The sequence below is a fragment of the Methylobacterium sp. AC832 genome (assembly GCF_979256025.1).
Genome location: NZ_CEEDMV010000010.1, coordinates 50,411 through 69,371, shown reverse-complemented (window position 1 = coordinate 69,371; position 18,961 = coordinate 50,411). Strand labels below are relative to the sequence as shown.

The following is an 18,961-nucleotide window of genomic DNA, read 5'->3' as shown; positions in this document are numbered from 1 at the left end:
GGTTAGCCATCCGTACCTGCCCGACCGCAAGCCTGCGAGCCGCACACGCATCTCAGGCAGCGCGTAAGGGAGACGACGCAATGGGTACGATCAATGGCGATAACGGCGACAACGTCCTGAACGGCACCGAAGACGAAGACACCATCAATGGCCGCGGCGGTAACGATACGATCGACTCGGTCGATCGTCCCGCAAACATCTTCGCAGGTTCGATCAATCCTGTGCGTGATGAAGTTCGCGCCGGATCCGGCGACGACACGGTGACCGGCGGCAAGCTCGATCGGCTGGTCGGCGGCGAGGGCGATGATTTCCTGTCGGTGAATTTCAATTTCAACGGACCGGTCGTCGGCTCGGGAACCCCGATCAGCTTGACGCTCGATGAGAATGGCACGGGCAGGGCATCCGACGGTACCGTGATCTATGGCTTTGAGTCGGTGAACTTCAACCTGTCCGACACCGGCGACAATGTCGTCGATACCGGAAATGTCCGGGCGCAGCTGACGGGTGGAAACGGAAACGACACGCTCACCACCGGATCGGCCGACGATGTCGTCTATGGCGGCGGCGGCGACAACGTCATCTCGACGGGCGGCGGCAACGACACGATCGGTGGCGGCTCCGGGATCGACACTGTCTTCGGCGGCGACGGCGACGATACTTTCGGCGTCAGCATCTCCACCGATGGCAGTGACCAGGTGAATCTCGGCGACGGCAACGACACCGTCCGGTTCGATCGCGCCGACGGTGGTGCCGGCAACGTGCGCCTGACCTTCACCTCGGCCGAGGTGGGCAACGGCAACACCAACGATGCCGGCAGCCTGACCAACCAGGATGGCGGGCTCGCGGTCCGCGTCCAGGCGGAGGATGCCGACGGCAATCTGACGGGGCCCATCTCCCGCTACGACGATGAGGGCATCACCTTCGTCGCCGGAACGCAGGGCATCACCTTCGACGTCCGCGACCTCGTTTCGGGCACACAGCGCGGTAACACGTTCGAGGGCGTCGTGCTCGGGACCAACGGTGACGACGCGCTGACGTTCTTCCCGCCCTTCCGCGCCGGGCAGGACTTCTATTACAACGCAGGCCAGGGCAACGACACGATCACGGCCGGCACCGGTAACGACTTCCTCGTTGGCGGTGCCGGTAACGACACCATGATCGGCGGTCTCGGCAACGACAGCTACATCGTCGATTCCCTCGGCGACACGGTGGTCGAAGGCGCCGATGAAGGAACCGACACCGTTCTGTCCTCCATCACCTACACCCTGCCCGACACGATCGAAAACCTCGTCCTCACCGGGATGGGCGCCGTCGACGGCACCGGTAACGCGCTGGACAACAGCATCACCGGCAATATCGCCGGCAACCGGCTGGATGGGGGAGCCGGGAACGATCGTCTCACCGGTGGCGCTGGCAACGATCTTCTCATCGGTGGCGCAGGCGGCGACGTCATGGACGGTGGCGTTGGTGATGACATGTTCCTCGTGGACGATACGGGCGATCAGGTCATCGAGCTGGCGGGCGGTGGTAACGACACGGTTCGCTCTTCTCTGAGCTATACTTTGTCCGCTGATGTCGAAAACCTCGTCCTAAAAGAGAATGGCGAGCTGAGCGGCAGCGGCAACGATCTGAACAATCGTCTCACCGGCAACGACGCAGACAACCGTCTGAGCGGCGGCGGCGGGGACGATACCCTCGTGGGTCGTGATGGCGACGATACGCTGCTGGGCGGTACCGGAGCCGATACGATGCTGGGCGGCATCGGGAACGACACGTACGTGATCGACAGTGAGGGCGATCGCGTCATCGAGGAGTCGTTCGAAGGCTTCGACACGATCCGCTCGTCTGTCAGCAAGACGATGGACGCCAATACCGAAAAGCTCGTGCTCACTGGGACCGACGATCTGACTGCCAACGGAAACGAGATCCGGAATCAGATCTTCGGCAACTCTGGCGACAACGTGATCGACGGCGACGATGGCCGTGATCTCCTCTACGGCCGTGACGGCGCCGATACCTTCGTGTTCAATGCCATCACCGACAGTGACGTCGCGGTTTCCGGACGCGACATCATCAAGGACTTCGATTTCGCCGAAGGCGATCGTATCGACCTTAGCGGGATCGATGCGGACTTCGGACAGGTCGGAGATCAGGGCTTCCAGTTCGTCGGAACGGACGCCTTCTCGGGTCAGGCAGGCGAACTGCGCACGAAGTTCGGTGGCGGCAACACCCTCATCCAGGGTGACACGAACGGAGATGGAGCGGCGGACTTCGCCGTTCTGCTCCAGGGCCAGCAGACCCTGGACAACGGATCGTTCGTGATCTGATCCGCTCTCGATCCAGGCTACTGGATTCACCCATCCGCTTTTTCGGGCGGACCGCGTCCCTCTCCCCTTGTGGGGAGAGGGTAGGAATGGGGGTGGCTCCGCCAGCCTCGGCGGCAGGAGGGGCACCCAACCACCCCCACCTGCAGCTCCTCTCACAAGCTCGACGGATTTCGGGCAGGCCCGAGATCCGCCGGGGAGGAGGGCAAAGCTGTGCAGCCCGCGAAATCTGTGAATGCCGTAGCTCGATCCAAGGAAGGGGCTGCTGTCGAGGCAGCCCCTTCTCATGTCCGAAGGCTGCTTTGTCGGCACTGGTGCCGGCGGCTTGCCACCCGATTCGGGCGCTCGGGGCGGATGCCCGACGATGGAGTCCCGCCACGAGGACCGTGCGGCCAATACCGGGCTGGTTCTCAATAATGCGGCGGGGGCGGTTCCGGGGCGCCGGTGCCGGTGCGGGCGCCGGCCTCCTCGACCTGCTCAACGAGCTTGGCCAGATGCCGCGTCAGGGCATCGATCTGGCGCCATTGCGCGGTGATCGTCGCGTTGAGGTCGTCGATGACCACGTCCTGCTCGGTCAGCCGCATCTCCAGGGCGTCGATGCGGGCGGAGAGCGTGTCGTCGTCGGTCATGGCTGGCCCCGCCTCATCGCAATGTCTCGGGATCGTGGTCGGGCCGCTCGACGAGGCCGGGTCCGAGCGCGATGCGGTGGTCGAAGACGAAGCAGTCGCCGCGCCAGCGGCTCTCGGCCTCCGGGATCGTCTCGAGATAGCGCAGGATGCCGCCCTCGAGATGGTGGACCGTGCCGAACCCCTTGGCGCGCATGTAGGCCCCGGCCTTCTCGCAGCGGATGCCGCCGGTGCAGAACATCGCCACCGCCGGATGCTCGGCAGGGTCGAGGCCGTCGACATAGGCCCGGAAATCCGAGAACCGCGACAGATGCGGGTCGGTGGCGCCTTCGAACGTGCCGAGATTGACCTCGAAGGCGTTGCGGGTGTCGAGGAGGAGCAGGCCCGGCGTATCGAGCAGCGCGTTCCATGCCTCGGGCGGCACGGGTGTCCCGGCCTCGCCCGCATCGGTGGCGCCGTCGTCGAAGGTCACGATCTCCCGCTTCACCCGCACCTTGAGATGAGCGAAAGGCGCGGCCTCCGCGCTCGAAAGCTTCACGTCGAGATCCCTCAGGCGCTCGCCGAAGAGCGGGCCGTCGCGCAGCTCAGACAGGAGCGTGGCCATGCCGGCCGCGCTGCCCGCGATGGTGCCGTTGATCCCCTCGCGCGCCAGGAGGAGCGTGCCGAGGATGCCGAGTTCCACGCAGCGCCTCTCCAACGCGTCACGCAGGTCTGCGGCGTCGGGCAGGGGAACGAAGCGATAGAGGGCGGCGACGGTGTAGGGCATCGGCGGCAGGGTCTATCAGGCGTGGTCGTCAGGGGGAACCGCTCGGCGCGACGCTCTCGATCCGGCGCAGGATGAAGGTGGTGCCGACCTCGGGCTCGCGCCGCCAATGGTTCTCCCCCGCCGGCACCAGCCCCACCACATGGCCGCGCCGTGCCACCAGGGTGAGCCGGCCGGGAGCCGCCAGCCATGCGGCCGGATCGAAGGTCGTCAGCCCGCTGTCGCGGCAGCCCTCGAGCAGGTGGACCGTGGCGGTCCCTCCCCCCTCCGCCGGTTTCAGTTCGAGGCGGCAGACGTCCTGCTCGCGGTAGCGGTCGAGGGCGTAGATGCCGGCCGTCGGCCGCGGGCCGGCAGGCGTCGCAGCGCTCGTCTGCGCCCCAATATTCTGGCCGCCTGCCGCCGTTGGATCGTCCCGCTCGAGCTTGTACCCGGAGCCGCCATCCGGCGCCGGCGCGGGAGGGGGCGCCATCGCCACGATCTGGAGAGGAACGAGGCTGTAGACCTCGCCTCCTTCGGTCTTGGCCATGAGGCTGCGCCGGTCGTCCCGCGCCTTAAAGATGAGGACCGGCCGGACGTTCTTGTCCACGAGGCGGACGACGCCGTCCACGAACAGCCAGGCGGCGACCTCGTTCAGGATCGGCAGGGCACGGCGGCACCCGGCGGGAAACGACAGGCGCCGCCCGCTCTCGAAGCTCTGCGACGCGAGGGTCATGACGCAGCGCCGCGTGCTGCCGTCCCGTGACAGGTCCCAGGTCCCCGGAACGCCTTCGATGGTGGGCGGCAGGGTCTCCACGAAGCCGGTTGGTGGGCTCACCGCAGCGGGCGTCTCCGAGAGGCCTGGAGCGGCTGGGGGCTCCGCCGGTGTCGGGGCGGGCGTCGCGGCCGGGGGCGCGGTCGGTGTCGAGGGCGCCTGGGGAGCGCCCTGAACCATCCCCTGGCCCCCATTCTGGGTCATAGTCTGGGCCTGCGCCGGACCGGCTAGGGCCGCTGCCATCAAGAGACCGGCGAGAAGGCCGGCGAGGGAGCGTGCGAGACGGATCATCGGGCCGCTCCGGTGCTGGGCGCGTTCGCCGGCGTTTCCGGCACCGGCGTCAGCGGGCCCTTGCCGGAGAACCAGGAGAGCAGGTTGTCGACCACGAGCCGGCCCATGACCTCGCGGGTCTGGACGGAGCCGGAGCCCACATGCGGCAGCAGGACGACGCGTTCCAGGCCGAGGAAGGCCTCCGGCACCTCGGGCTCGGCGGCGAAGACATCGAGCCCCGCGCCGTGGATCGCGCCCGATCGCAGAGCTTCGATCAGCGCCGGCTCGTCGATGAGGCTGCCGCGGGCGACGTTGACGACGATCCCGTCGGGGCCGAGCGCCTCCAGGATCTCGGCATTGACGATCCCGTTCGTCTCCGGGCCGCCGGGCGCCACGATCATCAGGACATCCACGGCCCGCGCCATCTCCAGCAGGGTCGGGTGGAAGGCATAGGCTACGTCGTCCTGCCGGCGGCGGCCGTGATAGGAGAGGGCCACGCCGAACCCTTCGAGGCGGCGCGCGATGGCCCGCCCGATCCGGCCGAGGCCGAGGATGCCCACATGCCGGCCGCGCAGGGTCGCGGTGAGCGGGTAGGTCCGTGTCGGCCAGTGCCCGGCGCGCAGGTGGCGGTCCGCCTGCGGGATCTCGCGCACGGTCGCCAGGAGCAGCCCGAGGGCGAGGTCGGCCACCTCGTCGGAGAGCACGTCGGGCGTGTTCGTGACCACCACACCCCGCTCCGCCGCGGCGCCGACATCGATCGTATCGTAGCCGACGCCGAAACTCGCCACGATCTCGAGTTGGGGCAGTTTCTCGATGAGGGCGCGGTCGACGGGGGCCTGCGCCCCGGTCGCCATGGCGCGGATGCGCGGTCCGATCTCGCGGTAGAACGCGTCGGGATCGGGCGCGGTGTCGGCGCGGTGGAGGGTGAAGGCGCCCGCCAGCGCCTCCATCACGCTGGGCTGCATCGGCTTCAGGAGCAACAGGTCGGCAGGCTGCATGTCGCGCTCGTCATCCGTCCCCGGAACCGGCCATGGAAGGAGAGGCCATGAGAGGATACGGCTGTAATCCGCCGTCCGGGCAGGGTCCAGCCGTCGCGGCGGGTCCGCATCGGCCAAGGTCGCCATGCGGCGCGCGGGCGGCAGTCATGACCGCGATGCGCCGTGTGCGCCGGCCTACTTCCAAGCGGGCCTTTCGAACATTACTAAAGAGGGCGAGAGTCACATATCCGCCCGTGATCCGATCAACGACGAAAACCGAAACAGCCACGCCATGACTGCCCCGCGCACCCTCTACGACAAGATCTGGGACGACCACGTGGTCGATGTCGAGCCGGACGGCACCAGCCTCCTCTACATCGACCGCCACCTCGTCCACGAGGTGACGAGCCCACAGGCCTTCGAGGGGCTGCGCGTGGCCGGACGGCGCGTGCGCCACCCGGAGAAGACCCTGGCCGTGGTGGACCACAACGTCCAGACCTCGGACCGCCGCTTCGGCATCGAGGATCCGGAGAGCCGCCTCCAGCTGGAGACGCTGGCCGAGAACGTGCGCGACTTCGGCATCGAGTTCTACGATGCCCTCGACCGCCGCCAGGGCATCGTCCACGTCATCGGCCCCGAACAGGGCTTCACCTTGCCGGGCCAGACCATCGTCTGCGGCGACAGCCACACCTCGACCCACGGCGCGTTCGGGGCGCTGGCGCATGGCATTGGCACCTCGGAGGTGGAGCACGTGCTCGCCACCCAGACGCTGCTGCAGCGCAAGGCCAAGAACATGCGCGTGACCGTGGACGGCACCCTGCCGCCGGGCGTCACCGCCAAGGACATCATCCTCGCCATCATCGGCGAGATCGGCACCGCCGGCGGCACCGGCTACGTCATCGAATATGCCGGCGAGGCGATCCGCGCCCTCTCGATGGAGGGGCGCATGACGATCTGCAACATGTCGATCGAGGGCGGCGCCCGCGCCGGCCTGGTGGCGCCGGACGTCATCACCTACGACTACGTCAAGGACCGCCCCAAGGCCCCCAAGGGCGAGGCGTTCGAGCGGGCCCGCGCCTATTGGGACAGCCTCGCCACCGACGAGGGCGCCTTCTTCGACCGCGAGGTCCGCCTCGACGCGGCGAGCCTGCCGCCCCTGGTGAGCTGGGGCACCAGCCCCGAGGACGTGGTCTCGATCTCCGGTCTCGTGCCCGACCCGGCCGCCATCGCCGACGAGAACAAGCGCCAATCGAAGGCCAAGGCCCTCGATTACATGGGCCTCACGCCCGGCACCAAGATCACCGACATCACCCTCGACCGGGTCTTCATCGGCTCCTGCACCAACGGCCGCATCGAGGATCTGCGCGCCGTGGCCAAGATGGTGGAGGGCCGCAAGGTCCACCCGTCGGTCTCGGCCATGGTGGTGCCGGGCTCCGGCGTGGTGAAGGCGCAGGCGGAAGCGGAAGGCATCGACCTCATCCTCAAGCAGGCCGGGTTCGATTGGCGCGAGCCGGGCTGCTCCATGTGCCTCGGCATGAATGCCGACCGCCTCAGCCCCAACGAGCGCTGCGCCTCCACCTCGAACCGCAATTTCGAGGGCCGCCAGGGCCATCGCGGGCGCACCCACCTCGTCTCCCCCGCCATGGCCGCCGCCGCCGCCGTGGCCGGCCGCTTCGTCGACATCCGCGAGTGGCGCGGCGAGGCCTGAGCGCCCAGCTTAGGCGGAATCCGCGAAACGGGCCGGAATCGCGATTGACGCGGCCGGCCCGTCCGCCTAAACGAACCTCCGCGTCGGCAAACATCTGCCGACCGGCCCAGGTGGCGGAATTGGTAGACGCGCTGGTTTCAGGTACCAGTCTTGCAAGAGGTGAAGGTTCGAGTCCTTTCCTGGGCACCATCAGTTGGCTAAGCCGCTGATCCGCAAAAAAGCATTTCATCTTGAAGGGTTTTCTCCGCATCTGACTGTTCAACAGATGCGTTCAACATGCCCCTTCGGATGCCACGCCCGATGAGGCGCAAGTCAGCACGACCCACCAACTTATCCAGCGTATCCCAGCTGACGTGCTCGATAGAAAGCGTAGCCTGACGTTGGCTATCCCTATCGGTACTCGTTCGTCACAAAGGTGATCTCAGCGAAGTACGTTCGCGTCTCGCTGCGCACTCGCGAACCGCAGGAAGCCAAGGTTCGGCAAGTAGTAGCAGTGGCGTACCTGGAGGCCGTATGGCGCTCCGTGCGCGAAGGCCCCAAAGGGCTGATTCTTAAAGAGGCTCTGGCGCTTGCAGGCGAAGTCTACTGCGCCCTTGCTGACACCCTGGAGGATGATCCGGGCACAGCGGAGCGGTGGCTCCGGGCTGAAGTGGGAAACCTGAAGGCGAAGGTGGGCAGTTCGGACGTGCCGCACTGATGATCATGTCAGACGTTGAGCGCCGTGCCAGGAGCATCAAGGAGCGGGCAGGGGGCTTCTCTGGTGGGATGCTCGGTCGCCGTGGTCTCATCATCGACCAACACAGCTGCCGTAGGCTTAATGAGCACATTCTGGCAGCTCTACGACAGGCCAGCCTTGTGCTGGGGCTTGGGTTAGAGGTTGGCCGAGCGCACCGAAGAGACCCGTCCCATGTTTGGCGGCACCGCTTCACGACCCTCGCTCGGTCTGCAAGGATCAACGACAGCGTTGCGGATGCAATCGTGGGGCACGCTCCTAACAGCGCGGCGAAGGCGTATGGTACGGTGCCCCTAATGACGATGACGATGACGATGACGGAGGCGCTGGAGCGCATCGCCATCGAACTACCCCTGACGCATTTTCGAGTTAGCGCGAACAGGGGAAAGGCTTCTGTAGTGCTTGGCGGGTAGCTCTGCGAATAGCTAGTATGATGCCCCGCAGCGCTTGGTTTTAACGAACGAATGGCACGTCTCACTCCTTCCGCTTTTATCTCATACTCTTGGGATGATGATGATCATAAAACATGGGTGAGAGAGTTATCTGAGCGTCTTGTGATCAATGGCGTCCAAGTTTTCTTGGATCAATGGCATGTTAAACTTGGAGATAGTCTGACGGAATTTATGGAAAGAAAGCTTTCCGAATGTGACTTCGCGCTCGTGATTTGCACTCCTAATTATCGATCGAGATCACAAGCGAGAAGGGGCGGTGTAGGTTACGAGCAACAGATTATTTCTGGAGAGCTTGCTGCTGGAATCCCCCGACGAAAGTTCATCCCTCTTATTCGCTCTGGTGAATTCGAAGCAGGAAACGACTGCGCAATTCCGTCCCATTTTCAAGGCGTCAGGGCCTTGGACGTTAGATCAATTTCTAATTTGGATGAAAGCTTCGAGGAGTTGCTCCGAACGATCTACGATGTGCCACGCTACTCGCCGCCGACTTTAGGGAGCAGGCCGACCTTTATTCTTGAGCAATCAGAGCCTAGTCACGAGAAGCCATTCCGGCTTGCTACTGCGGAGCTCGATGGCTGGTACTTAGAGAGCGGGGTAGCAAAGAGTGAACTCTATCCCAAAACATTCAAGATACCCACTGAGCAAGAACGCAGAAATGTGATCAAAGGATATCTGGTCAAGCTAGTTTTTGAAATCGCACTATTAGACGAAGAAAACGATAATCAAGAGATATTCTTTGGTGAGCGTATGTGGGTTGAGGTTTCCCACTCCGATGGTCCATATATAATTGGCGCTCTGAACAATACTCCCGTCTCATTCGAGGGCGATCACTATCTGCAGCCAGGTGCAGAAATTGTATTTCTGCCTGAGCATATCATTGATATTATCGATCTAGATGAAAAAGAAACCATGATCGAGGAGCAGTCGAGGGGCGTAGATAGAAAAAACGATAACAAGAAAGGCAAAGTTAAATCTAGTCGGTCAAAAAAAATTAATAATACTTAAGGTTTAATTATAATTATAATTTTGCGGCGCTCGCGTATTCGTTGGTGTGAGCGCTAGATTGCTGGGCCTCCTCGCTCGCGACCTCGACCACGCGCTCGTTCAGTCTTTGTCCGGCGTGACCCTTCCTCACACCTACCTCACGCTCTGATGTTGCGATGCGGCCATCTCTAGCGTCTGCTATAGGTCCTTGTTCGCCACCGACTTCCCGCCGGCTGCCTTCCAGCCCTTGGCCTTCCAGCCAGGAAGCCCTCCGGTGATGCCCTGGATGACATACTTGCTATCACCCAACATGGTGACCACGGCACTGAGGCTGAGAGCTCCACAGGTGACCTAGCGCGCGATGCCAAGGAAGCGCGGGCGCGCGTTGTGCGGTGTCAGCGGCGAAGCGGGTCAGGGCGGACGGTTCACGCCCGGATCCCGGCGACTTGACGCTCCGAGCCTCCGCCGGCCAAGCTCTCGGGAATTGCGAGCCGGCGTCGGGGCAAGCCCCGCAGACGCCGATGTCCCACTCTCGAGAGACCCTTCCAGAATGGTTCTTCCCCGTTTCCGCCGCGCCACCGGCCGGCTGCTGGCCCTCCTCGGCCTTGTCGTGTCCTTGCTCGTCTCGGCCCCGCTCATGCCGGCCCGTGCCGCCGAGGCGGTCTTTCCGCCTGCCGGCGGGATCGGTCTGGTTCCGCCCGCCGGCATGACGTTGGCCAAGAGCTTCGCCGGATTCGAGCATCCGTCCGGCGCCTCCATCGTCATCGTCGCGATGCCGGCCGAGGCGTATGGGCAGCTCGCCGAGAAATTCACCCCCGATTCCCTGCGTTCGACGGGCTTTGCCGCCGTGGGAGCGGCCGAGCCGCTGTCCGTCGCCGGCGGCGAGGGGCGGGTCCTGCGCGGCAGCCAGTCGGCCAGGGGGATCGCCTATACCAAGTGGGTCGCGGTGGTGCGGGGCGGGGATGGCACCGGCCTCGTCACCGTGCAGGTTCCGGAAGCGGCCCGTGGGCAGGTGCCGAACCAGGCGGTGGAGGCGGCGCTGGGCACGATCGCCTTCCGCTCCCCCGGCAGCGTCGCCGACCAGATCGCGGCCATGCCCTATTCGGTGGGGGACCTGGCCGGGTTCCGCCCGGTGCGGACGCTGATGGGAAACACCCTCCTGCTCACCGATGGCCCCAAGGACGTCGATCCCGAAGGCACCCAGCCGCTCGTCATCGTGGCGCCTTCCCTGGGGAAGGCTCCGGTCGCGACCGGCCAGCAGAGCGCCTTCGCCCGCAAGGCGCTGGGCACCATCCGCGAGGTGAAGGACATCGCGGTCACCGACGAGAGCCGCACCACCGAGGGCGGCGCGGTCGTCATCCGCCTGCGGGCCACCGGCAAGGACGTCCGGTCCGGCCGTAAGGTCGGGGTGACCCAGACGATCCGCTTCGAGGGCAAGACCTACCTGCGCGTCATCGGTCTCGCCGGCGCGGACCAGCCGGATGCCCTCGCGCGGGCCGAGCGCGTCGCCGCCTCGGTGGTTCCGCGCTGAGCAGGCGGGGCGATATGGGGGACGCGCCCATCACGGTCCGCCCCGGCCCGCCAGGGTTGCCCCCGCGATCCCGGGGCGGCTAGACATCCCTGCGACCGGAACGCCGCACGTCACCGGGCCAGTCGCCGCCTCTTCCCCGTCTCGCGAGGAGCCACGATGCAGAGACCCAAGGATCGCAGTGTCGCCCTCTCCGGGTCCGCTGCATGAGGGTCGTCCGCGCGGCGCGCCTCCACCTGAAGGAGGGAGCCTCCGACAAGGTCTACGAGGTGGACCTCGTGGAGAACGACGCGGTCGCAGCACCGGAGCGGTTCCTCGTCAACATCCGCTACGGACGACGCGGCGCGGTCCTGCGTGAGGGATCGAAGACGGCGCAGCCGATCTCGGCCGATGCCGCCGCGAAAGTGTTCGACAGTGTCGTCGTCGCGAAGATCAACGGCGGCTACCGCCGGAGCGACCAGCCCGTAGCATCATCCGTGACGGGCGCGGCCGGGGCCCCGGCCGAGGGCCGCGACGGCATCCTTCTCGCGCGGCTGGCCTCCTGCCGGCGCGGGCCGTGGCCGGAGAAGGATCGCGAGCGCCTGCTCTGGCGCATCGGCCAGCTCCGCATCGCGCAAGCGGAGCCGGATCTCGTGGCGATGGTGCGGGACGTCGGACCGGCGGGGGCGAGCTACGCCCTGGTCTGGGCGCTGGCCCGCGCCGTGGGGGGCAAGGCGGCACCGATCCTCGAGGCCGTGGCGGCCGAGACCGGCAGCGTCGTGATCCGCGACCTCGCCCGCTTCGCCCTGGTCTCGCCGCTGATGGGCGCGCAACGACGCCGCTCGGGCGATGAGGCGGACCTGCCGGAGGCGGTCGCCCGGCCGGCCCGCGCCGGCGACGCGGACGGCCTCGTCGCCGCGCTGACCGCCCTCGCCAGGGCCAAGCCCCTCGCCGTCGGGCCGGCGCTGGTGGCGCTCGGCCGCTGCGCGCAGGACGATGCCGTGCTGCATGCCTGCCTCTGCGCCGCGCTCCCGCGCTTGGCCCCCCGGCCTCCCTACCTCATCGGCCTGCGCCGCCTCTTCAAACATGCCGAGATGGCCGACGATGCCGGCCTCTTCGGCGCCACCGCGCTGCGGCTCGAAACCGCGAAGGCGATGTACAAATCCGGCGACCCTCTGGTCTACTCGGCCGAGTTGCGGCGGCAATTCGTGGTACGCGATGAACGGGGCGGCCCGGACGCGCGGATCGGCCTGTCCTCGGCCACCTCGCTCTACCTCAAGCGCCGGATCTGGCGGGCCCTGCGCAAGCGCGGCGAGGTCGGCGATCCGGCCTTCGCCGAGATGGCGGCCGGCCTGCTGCTGAGGGTGCGGCCCGAGGATTTGGGTCCGCGCACGGTCTCGACCCTGTGGCGGCCCCAGGCGAACGGCACCTGGGGCCGCGAGCCCCGCCTGCGCGGCCCCCTCGCGACCCAATGGGCGGCGAGCCATCTCCTGTTCCGCCATGCCCCGCAGGCACGGCCGCGCTCGGGCTCGGCCACGTTCTTCCTCAATGCCGATACCGACCTCGACTCGCGGGACGAGGCCTTCCCCGACCTCTGGAGCGCCCGGCCCGACCTTGCCCTCCGTCTCGCCACGGAGGGGCGGATCGACCCCGTGGCGATACTGGGGCTGCGCGTCCTGCGGGCCGACGCCGCCGCCTGCGCCGCCCTCGATGCCGCCGCGGTCGGTCGCCTGCTCGGCGCGACTCTGCCCGCCGTCGCCGCCCTCGGCCTGGAAATCGCGCGGGAGCGGCTCGCCCGGGGCGGCGCCGATCCCGAACTCCTCGCCGTCCTGGTCCAGGCCCGGTTCCCGGAGGCGCGAATGCTCGCCCTGCGGCGGATCGAGGCCGAGGCGGATTTGCCCTGGTCGACCGTGGCGCTGGCCTTCGCGCTGCTCACGGGTGCCGCGCCGGAGGTCGAGGCGGCGCTCCTCCAACTCGCCCGCGAGCGCGGCCTTCCAGCCGGCGTCGCCGGGCCTTTGGCCGAGCGGCTGGTGGCGTGGCTACGGGCGATGCCGCCGGTCCTCGACGCGGATGAGGCGGCATCGATCCGGGCCATGCGCGCCGGCCTCCCGCTGCTTTGGCCGAACCACGACATGCCGGTGGCAGGGCACGACATCGGCGCGCTGATGGCGCATCCGGCCCCGGAGATGATGGCTGCGGGCGTCGCGCTGCTGGCCTTGTCCGGCACCGATGCCGATGGCCTGCCCGCCGAGCAATGGTACGCCCTGATCGGATCGGACTCCCTGGACGTGCGGGACGCCGCCATCGGCCTCCTGTCGCGCCTCGACGACGCCCGGCTCGGCCGGCACGCCGACCCCATCCTCGCCTTCGCCTCCGGTCCTTCGCCCGTCCTGCGAAAGGCGGCGCGGCCCCTGGTGAGGCGCCTGGTCGATGCCGATCCGGCCAGCGCCGGCCCGCTGGCGAAAGCCCTCATCGCGAGCCTGTTCCGCACCGCGCCGGACGACCGGTTCGTCGCCGACGTTGTCGCGCTCCTGGGCGAGGCGATGCCGAGGGAACTCGCCGCCCTGGATTCCGGCACCCTGTGGCGCCTCCTGCAGGCGCAGGCCAAGGGCGCGCAGCGCCTCGGGGCCATCGTGCTGGCCGAGCGGGAGCCCGGCCTCTTCAGCGTGCGCCAGATCGCGCGGCTCGGGGGCCATTCGCATCTCGCCGTGCGGCAATGGGCGATGGCCGCTTATCTCGCCGAGCCTTCCCGCTTCCAGGCCGAGGCGGCCGAGGCCGTCCTCCTCGTCGAGAGCGACTGGCCGGAGACCGTCGCCTTCGCGGAGAGCCATTTCGCGACCTGGCCGGAGGAGGCCTGGACGCCGGAGGCGCTTTCCGTCGTCACCGACAGCGTCAAGCCGGAAGTCCTGGCTTTCGCCCGCCGGCTCCTGCGCAGCCGGCTGGGGCCGGGGGAGGCGGATGCCCAGATCCTGCGCCTCCTCGAACATCCCTCGCCCTCCATGCACCTCCTGGTGACGGAGCTCCTGACGGCGCAGGCGGTGGAAAGCGAGGAGGCCTTCGCCCGTCTCGTGCCGCTCGCCCGCATCGTCATGCTGCAGGTGCTGACGGGGCGGACCGCCAAGGACAGGATGGCCGCCTTCCTGAAGGGGGAGGCCCTGCGCAGCCGCGAGCGGGCGCAAGGTTTGCTGCCCCTCTTCGCCGACCTGTCCCTGAGCGTCACGGCGCGCGACCGGAACGCCGCGATCCTGGCGCTTCGCGACATCGCCGACGCCTATCCGGATCTCGATACGCCCCTCGTCCGGCGCCCCTCCGTGGCACGGCCCGCCCCCGGATCCCTGTCGGAGGGTGCCCGATGAACGTCGTCCACCGCTATCTCGGCGAGAGCCGCGCCGTCACGGAAGGGGGAACGACGCGGCTCGGCTTCGCGCCCGATACCTTGCGCGCGCCGACCTTCTTCAACGGAAGAGTCGCCCGCCACCTGCCGTTCCGCGAGGCGATCTCGGCCCTGCACCACGTCGTGGTGTCGGACCTGCGCTTCAAGCCGAAAGACCGCAGCGCCTATTTCGCCTGGCTGCAGGCCAACGAGCAGCAGCTTCTCGCCGAGGCGCTGGCCGGGCGGGACGAGCTGGAGGCCGAGATCGAGTCCCTGCGCCGCGAACTCAGGGACATCGATGCCGCGTCCCAGACGGTGATGCGGCCGTTCTACAAGGCCCGGCAGCTTTATTTCGACCGGCTCTACAAGGAGGATCTCGACGCCTGGATCGTCCTCGACCCGGTCATCACCGTGCATCCGGACGAAATCTTCTTCGAGTGTTTCAGCCTCGACGAATCCACCTACGGGCGCCTCTCCTGCGACCATGACGTGTTCGAGCGCATGGGCGAGATGGCCTTCGGCACCACCAACATCGATTACAGCCACGCTCTGTACGACGAGTTCCAGAAGATCCGCAGCGATCGCGCCACCGAACTCGCCATCGACCCCACCGGCTTCTCCGTCCAGACCACCGGCACGGAGGAGTATCGCGAGGACAAGATCGATCTGCCCGATTCCTGGATGCGGGGCTTCCTCCAGGTCTCGAGCGCCATGACGCAGCCCGCCTGCGTGGTCGATCTCCACCCCGTCGACATGCACGCGATCCTCACGCGGCTCGCCGCCCGCCTGGAGCGGCACGGCCCGCGCTCCCTGCGCTTCCTGCTCGAACCGGACCGGCCGGTGAGCGTGCTGATCGAACCCTGGAACGAGCGGCTGACCTTCCGGCGCTCGATTTACCGGGGGCCGGCGAGCGCCGAGATCCGGCTCTGGGGCCGGCGCCGGCTGGCGATTCTCGCCCGCGCCCTGCCGCTCGCCCGATCGGTGCGCCTCCATCTCCTCGGCACCGGTCTGCCCTCCTTCGCGGTGGTCGATTACGGCGGCCTGCGCTTCACCCTCGGCCTGTCCGGCTGGACCGCCAACGACTGGTCCCGCGCCGGCCAGTTCGACCTCCTCGCCCCGCGTACGGATGTCGATGCGGGCACCGCCGCGCGGGTCTTCGCGGCGCTCGGCCGCCATCTCTTCGCCGATGCCGGGACCCTCGCAGCCGAGACCGGCCTCGACCGGGCGACGGTGGAGGCCGCGCTCGGCGGCTACGTCCAGGCCGGCCGCGTCATGTTCGACCTCGACAAGCGGGTGTTTCGCCTGCGCGAACTCACCCGCGAACCCCTCGATGCGGGCGCCCTGCGCTTCGCCTCGGAGCAGGAGGCCAAGGCCGACCGTTTCGTCGCCGCCGGGCTAGTGACCCTCGGCCCCATCACCCGCGCCGAGGGCCGGCGCAGCCTCACCGGCTCCGTGTTGGACGACGGCCGGGCCATGGCGACCGCCGTCGAGATCGACGCGGATGACCGCATGGTCGGAGGCCACTGCACCTGCGGCTTCTACATCCGCAACAAACTGATGCGCGGCCCCTGCGAGCACATGCTGGCCCTGCGCCGCATCGTCCACGCGCAGGTCGAGGGCAAGCCGATGAGGAGTCAGGCGTGAGGAACCGCGTCGGCAAGCGATTGATGCCCTCCCCGGCATGCTTTAAGCTTCTCCCCCTGAGGGACGTCGGGCGGAGCGGACCTTGCATTCTGGGCGGCGTTTCGCCGTCCCTGCACCCTGCCCGGCAAAGCGTCACTGGCCCGCTCTTCACTGGGCCGGCACAGACCCCTACCGCGCGCTTTCTGTTTGGGTTCCTTGAACCCAAACGCGCGGTAGGGGTCGTGCCGGCATCGAGTGGACCGGACCAGTCCCGAGACTTGACGAAGGCTTTCCGCCCGGCGTCCCTCATTCGTCCTCCCGTGCGGGCGAGCCGCCCATGAGCGTCCAGCCCGGCTCGCTCACCCGGCAGCAACTCTACGACCGCATCCGCGAGAGCTCGAAGGACGAGGTCGTCCTCGAAGAGATGATCCGGCTCGGCTACTGGCCGGCCGGGACGGATCAGCCGAACCTCCCCAAGGACGTCATCCGCCGCCGGGGCGAGCTCACCCGCGAACTGACGGAGCTGCATCGGAGCGCGGCGCTCTGGAAGAATCCGGATGCCGCCCTCAAGACGATGCACAAGCGCCGGAAGAAGGCGGCCCTGGAACGGCGGCGCGAAACCAAGCTCAACGGCGCGCGCGGACGGCACGAACGCGCGCTCGCCTGGCACGGGCGCCGGAACCGGGAGATCCTGTATCTCGGTGAGGGCGTCTCGGCGGGGCTCTCCGCGCGGGGAGACGCTGCAGGGTCGCGAGCCGACGGCCTGCCGGACCTGGCGAGCCCCGTCGCGGTGGCCGAGGCCATGGGGATCGGCCTCGGAGAGTTGCGCTTCCTCGCCTATGACCGGGCGCTCGCCACGGTGAGCCATTACCAGCGTTTCACCATCCCGAAGAAGACCGGCGGGCTGCGCGCCATCTCGGCGCCGATGCCCCGGCTCAAGCGGGCGCAATACTGGATTCTCGATGCCGTGCTCGCCCATGCGGGCATCCACGAGGCCGCCCACGGCTTCGTTCCGGGCCGCTCGATCCTGACGAACGCGGCCCTCCATGTGGGGCGGGACGTGGTGGTCAATCTCGACCTCAAGGACTTCTTCCCGACGCTGGATTACCGCCGGATCAAGGGCAAGTTCCGGGGCCTCGGCTATGCCGAGCCGGTGGCCACTCTGCTCGCCCTGCTCTGCACCGAGCCGGACGTGAACGAGGTCGAGATCGACGGGCAGTGCTTCTACGCCGCACGCGGCCCCCGCCGCCTGCCCCAGGGGGCGCCCACGAGCCCGGCGCTCACCAACCTCGTCTGCACCCGCCTCGACGCGCGCCTCACCGGCCTCGCCGCGTCGCTCGGCTTCACCTACACCCGCTACGCCGACGACATGACCTTCTCGGCCTCGGGCGAGGCGGCAGGCAAGACCGGCGCGCTCCTGAAATACGTGCACGAGATCGTCGCCGGGGAAGGCTTCACAATCCATCCCGACAAGACGCGGGTGATGCGGCGGGGGCGGCACCAGGAGGTCACCGGGCTCACGGTGAACGAGCGGGTCGCGGTGCCGCGCGAGACCCTGCGCCGGTTCCGCGCCCTGCTGCACGGCATCGAGGGGCACGGACCCGCCGGCCGCCGCTGGGGCCGGAGCGAGGGCCAGGCGGTGCTCGCGGCGGCTTTGGGCTTTGCCCGCTTCGTCCGGATGGTCACGCCCGAAGCCGGTGCTCCCCTGGTCGCGCAGGCGCGGCGGCTCGCCGAGAAACACGGGGCGCCGCAGCAATCGGCCCAGCCCCGGATCACCCCCTTCCGCGCGCAATCCGCCCGGGGTGTGCCGCCGCGCGAGGGCTGGTGGAGCCCGGCCGAACGCCCGCCGCCGCAGCCCGATCCCATCCTGCTCGAGGCCGAGCGGCCCGCCAGAAGCGTTCCCGGACGAAGCGGCCTGCCCACCATAGGCCGTCGCCCCGAACCGGCCTCCGACCAGCCGCGTCCCGGATCGCCGCCCGGCGGCGATGTCGGAGAGGACACTCCGCTGAAGCCCTGGATGGTGGCGCTCGGCGTGTTCGTCCTGTTCCAGGCCGGCGCCATCGTGCACCCGGTTCTCGGATTGCTGGTGCTCGCCGCTTCACTGGTGATCGCAATCCGGCGCTGGCTCCGCCGCCGACGCCGGAGATAGGGATCTCGGAAGCGGTCCGGCTTCCGGCCGCCTTCCAACCGCATTCCGGCGGCTTCTCACACCGGGTCTCGATGGCCCTGATCCATAGGGCGGGGTCATCGAGGTCCGGTTGCCCCCTCCGCCCCCGGTGACGTGCCGGCGGCCTGCCAGCGGCTTGCTCCTACGGATGGACATCCGACGCTCGATGCCGACCCCTAAACCTCCGAGATGGGTGGAAAGCAGACTCTGGCGTAGAGCCAGGAGACGCTCCTATTCAGCTAAGTCGGGCTCGGTGAGCTCGGATTTCACTGGTCCCTGCTCCAACGCCCAATTGACCAAGGCTTTAATCGAGGGGCCGAGCGCGTATCCTTTGTCAGTCAGCGTATACTCCACCTTCGGTGGAACCTGGGGATAGACAGTCCGCGTCAAGATGCCTTCCTTCTCCAATTCCTTAAGCTGTTGGATCAGCATCTTTTGATTCACGCCCTCGATGCGCCGCTCTAGCTCTGAGAAACGCACTGGTGCTCTCGCCGCGAAGAGTTGGACGATGATTGCGATCTTCCACTTCCCTTCAAGCACCCGGAGCGTCTCTCTCGTTGCCGCTGCCCAGACGAGCTGCTGCTTAGGGTCCTGATTCTGGCAGTCACGGTCCATGAGCTTACCTTTCGGTGGGTACCAAACTTTTTGGTGGGTTCTTGTGATCCATCCAGCAATCGATATTTCTGACGGCGAGGCAACCCTC

The 18,961-nt window shown here is 67.5% G+C and carries 12 protein-coding genes and 1 tRNA gene; 8 read left to right on the top strand and 5 right to left on the bottom strand.

What is annotated here, in order from left to right:
* Positions 1-80: 80 nt before the first annotated feature.
* Positions 81-2,327 (top strand): beta strand repeat-containing protein, encoded by a 2,247-nt coding sequence (locus tag AC0IXR_RS23015; RefSeq protein WP_471762301.1) that lies wholly within the window; start codon positions 81-83, stop codon positions 2,325-2,327.
* Between the two features lie 407 nt (positions 2,328-2,734).
* Here AC0IXR_RS23015 and AC0IXR_RS23010 read toward each other — a convergent pair whose 3' ends face one another.
* Genes AC0IXR_RS23010 through AC0IXR_RS22995 form a run of 4 tightly spaced genes read right to left on the bottom strand, consistent with a single transcriptional unit; the run spans position 2,735 to position 5,732 of the window.
* Positions 2,735-2,953 (bottom strand): SlyX family protein, encoded by a 219-nt coding sequence (locus AC0IXR_RS23010; protein WP_018045441.1) that lies wholly within the window; start codon positions 2,951-2,953, stop codon positions 2,735-2,737.
* 13 nt (positions 2,954-2,966) lie between these two features.
* The gene (trhO, locus tag AC0IXR_RS23005; RefSeq protein ID WP_471762300.1) at positions 2,967-3,716 is read right to left on the bottom strand and encodes an oxygen-dependent tRNA uridine(34) hydroxylase TrhO; all 750 of its coding nucleotides are present in this window, start codon (positions 3,714-3,716) and stop codon (positions 2,967-2,969) included.
* Between the two features lie 28 nt (positions 3,717-3,744).
* Positions 3,745-4,755, bottom strand: coding sequence for an AprI/Inh family metalloprotease inhibitor (locus AC0IXR_RS23000; protein ID WP_471762299.1), 1,011 nt, complete (start codon positions 4,753-4,755; stop codon positions 3,745-3,747).
* Positions 4,752-5,732 carry a 2-hydroxyacid dehydrogenase gene (locus AC0IXR_RS22995; protein ID WP_471762298.1) on the bottom strand — a complete coding sequence of 327 codons (981 nt, stop codon included), beginning with the start codon at positions 5,730-5,732 and terminating at the stop codon, positions 4,752-4,754. The genes AC0IXR_RS23000 and AC0IXR_RS22995 overlap by 4 nt, the downstream gene beginning before the upstream one ends.
* A gap of 271 nt (positions 5,733-6,003) precedes the next feature.
* On the opposite strand from AC0IXR_RS22995, the gene leuC reads away from it, so the two are divergent.
* From leuC to AC0IXR_RS22960, 7 genes are all read left to right on the top strand, one after another.
* Positions 6,004-7,419 carry a 3-isopropylmalate dehydratase large subunit gene (gene leuC / locus AC0IXR_RS22990; protein ID WP_471762297.1) on the top strand — a complete coding sequence of 472 codons (1,416 nt, stop codon included), beginning with the start codon at positions 6,004-6,006 and terminating at the stop codon, positions 7,417-7,419.
* Positions 7,420-7,523: 104 nt separating this feature from the next.
* Positions 7,524-7,608, top strand: a tRNA-Leu gene (locus tag AC0IXR_RS22985).
* 1,008 nt (positions 7,609-8,616) lie between these two features.
* Complete coding sequence (locus AC0IXR_RS22980; RefSeq protein ID WP_471762296.1) at positions 8,617-9,609, top strand: TIR domain-containing protein; 993 nt, start codon at positions 8,617-8,619, stop codon at positions 9,607-9,609.
* Positions 9,610-10,138: 529 nt separating this feature from the next.
* Entirely contained in the window at positions 10,139-11,119 is a 981-nt protein-coding gene (locus AC0IXR_RS22975; protein ID WP_471762294.1) for a hypothetical protein, read from the top strand.
* 203 nt (positions 11,120-11,322) lie between these two features.
* On the top strand, positions 11,323-14,451 hold the full coding sequence (locus tag AC0IXR_RS22970; protein WP_471762293.1) for a hypothetical protein: 3,129 nt from the start codon (positions 11,323-11,325) through the stop codon (positions 14,449-14,451).
* On the top strand, positions 14,448-16,112 hold the full coding sequence (locus AC0IXR_RS22965) for an SWIM zinc finger family protein (protein WP_471762292.1): 1,665 nt from the start codon (positions 14,448-14,450) through the stop codon (positions 16,110-16,112). Before AC0IXR_RS22970 ends, AC0IXR_RS22965 begins: the two co-directional genes overlap by 4 nt.
* 316 nt (positions 16,113-16,428) lie before the next feature.
* Positions 16,429-18,240, top strand: coding sequence for a reverse transcriptase family protein (locus AC0IXR_RS22960; protein WP_471762291.1), 1,812 nt, complete (start codon positions 16,429-16,431; stop codon positions 18,238-18,240).
* A gap of 249 nt (positions 18,241-18,489) precedes the next feature.
* Here AC0IXR_RS22960 and AC0IXR_RS22955 read toward each other — a convergent pair whose 3' ends face one another.
* Entirely contained in the window at positions 18,490-18,873 is a 384-nt protein-coding gene (locus tag AC0IXR_RS22955; RefSeq protein WP_056454766.1) for a winged helix-turn-helix transcriptional regulator, read from the bottom strand.
* Between the last annotated feature and the right edge of the window lie 88 nt (positions 18,874-18,961).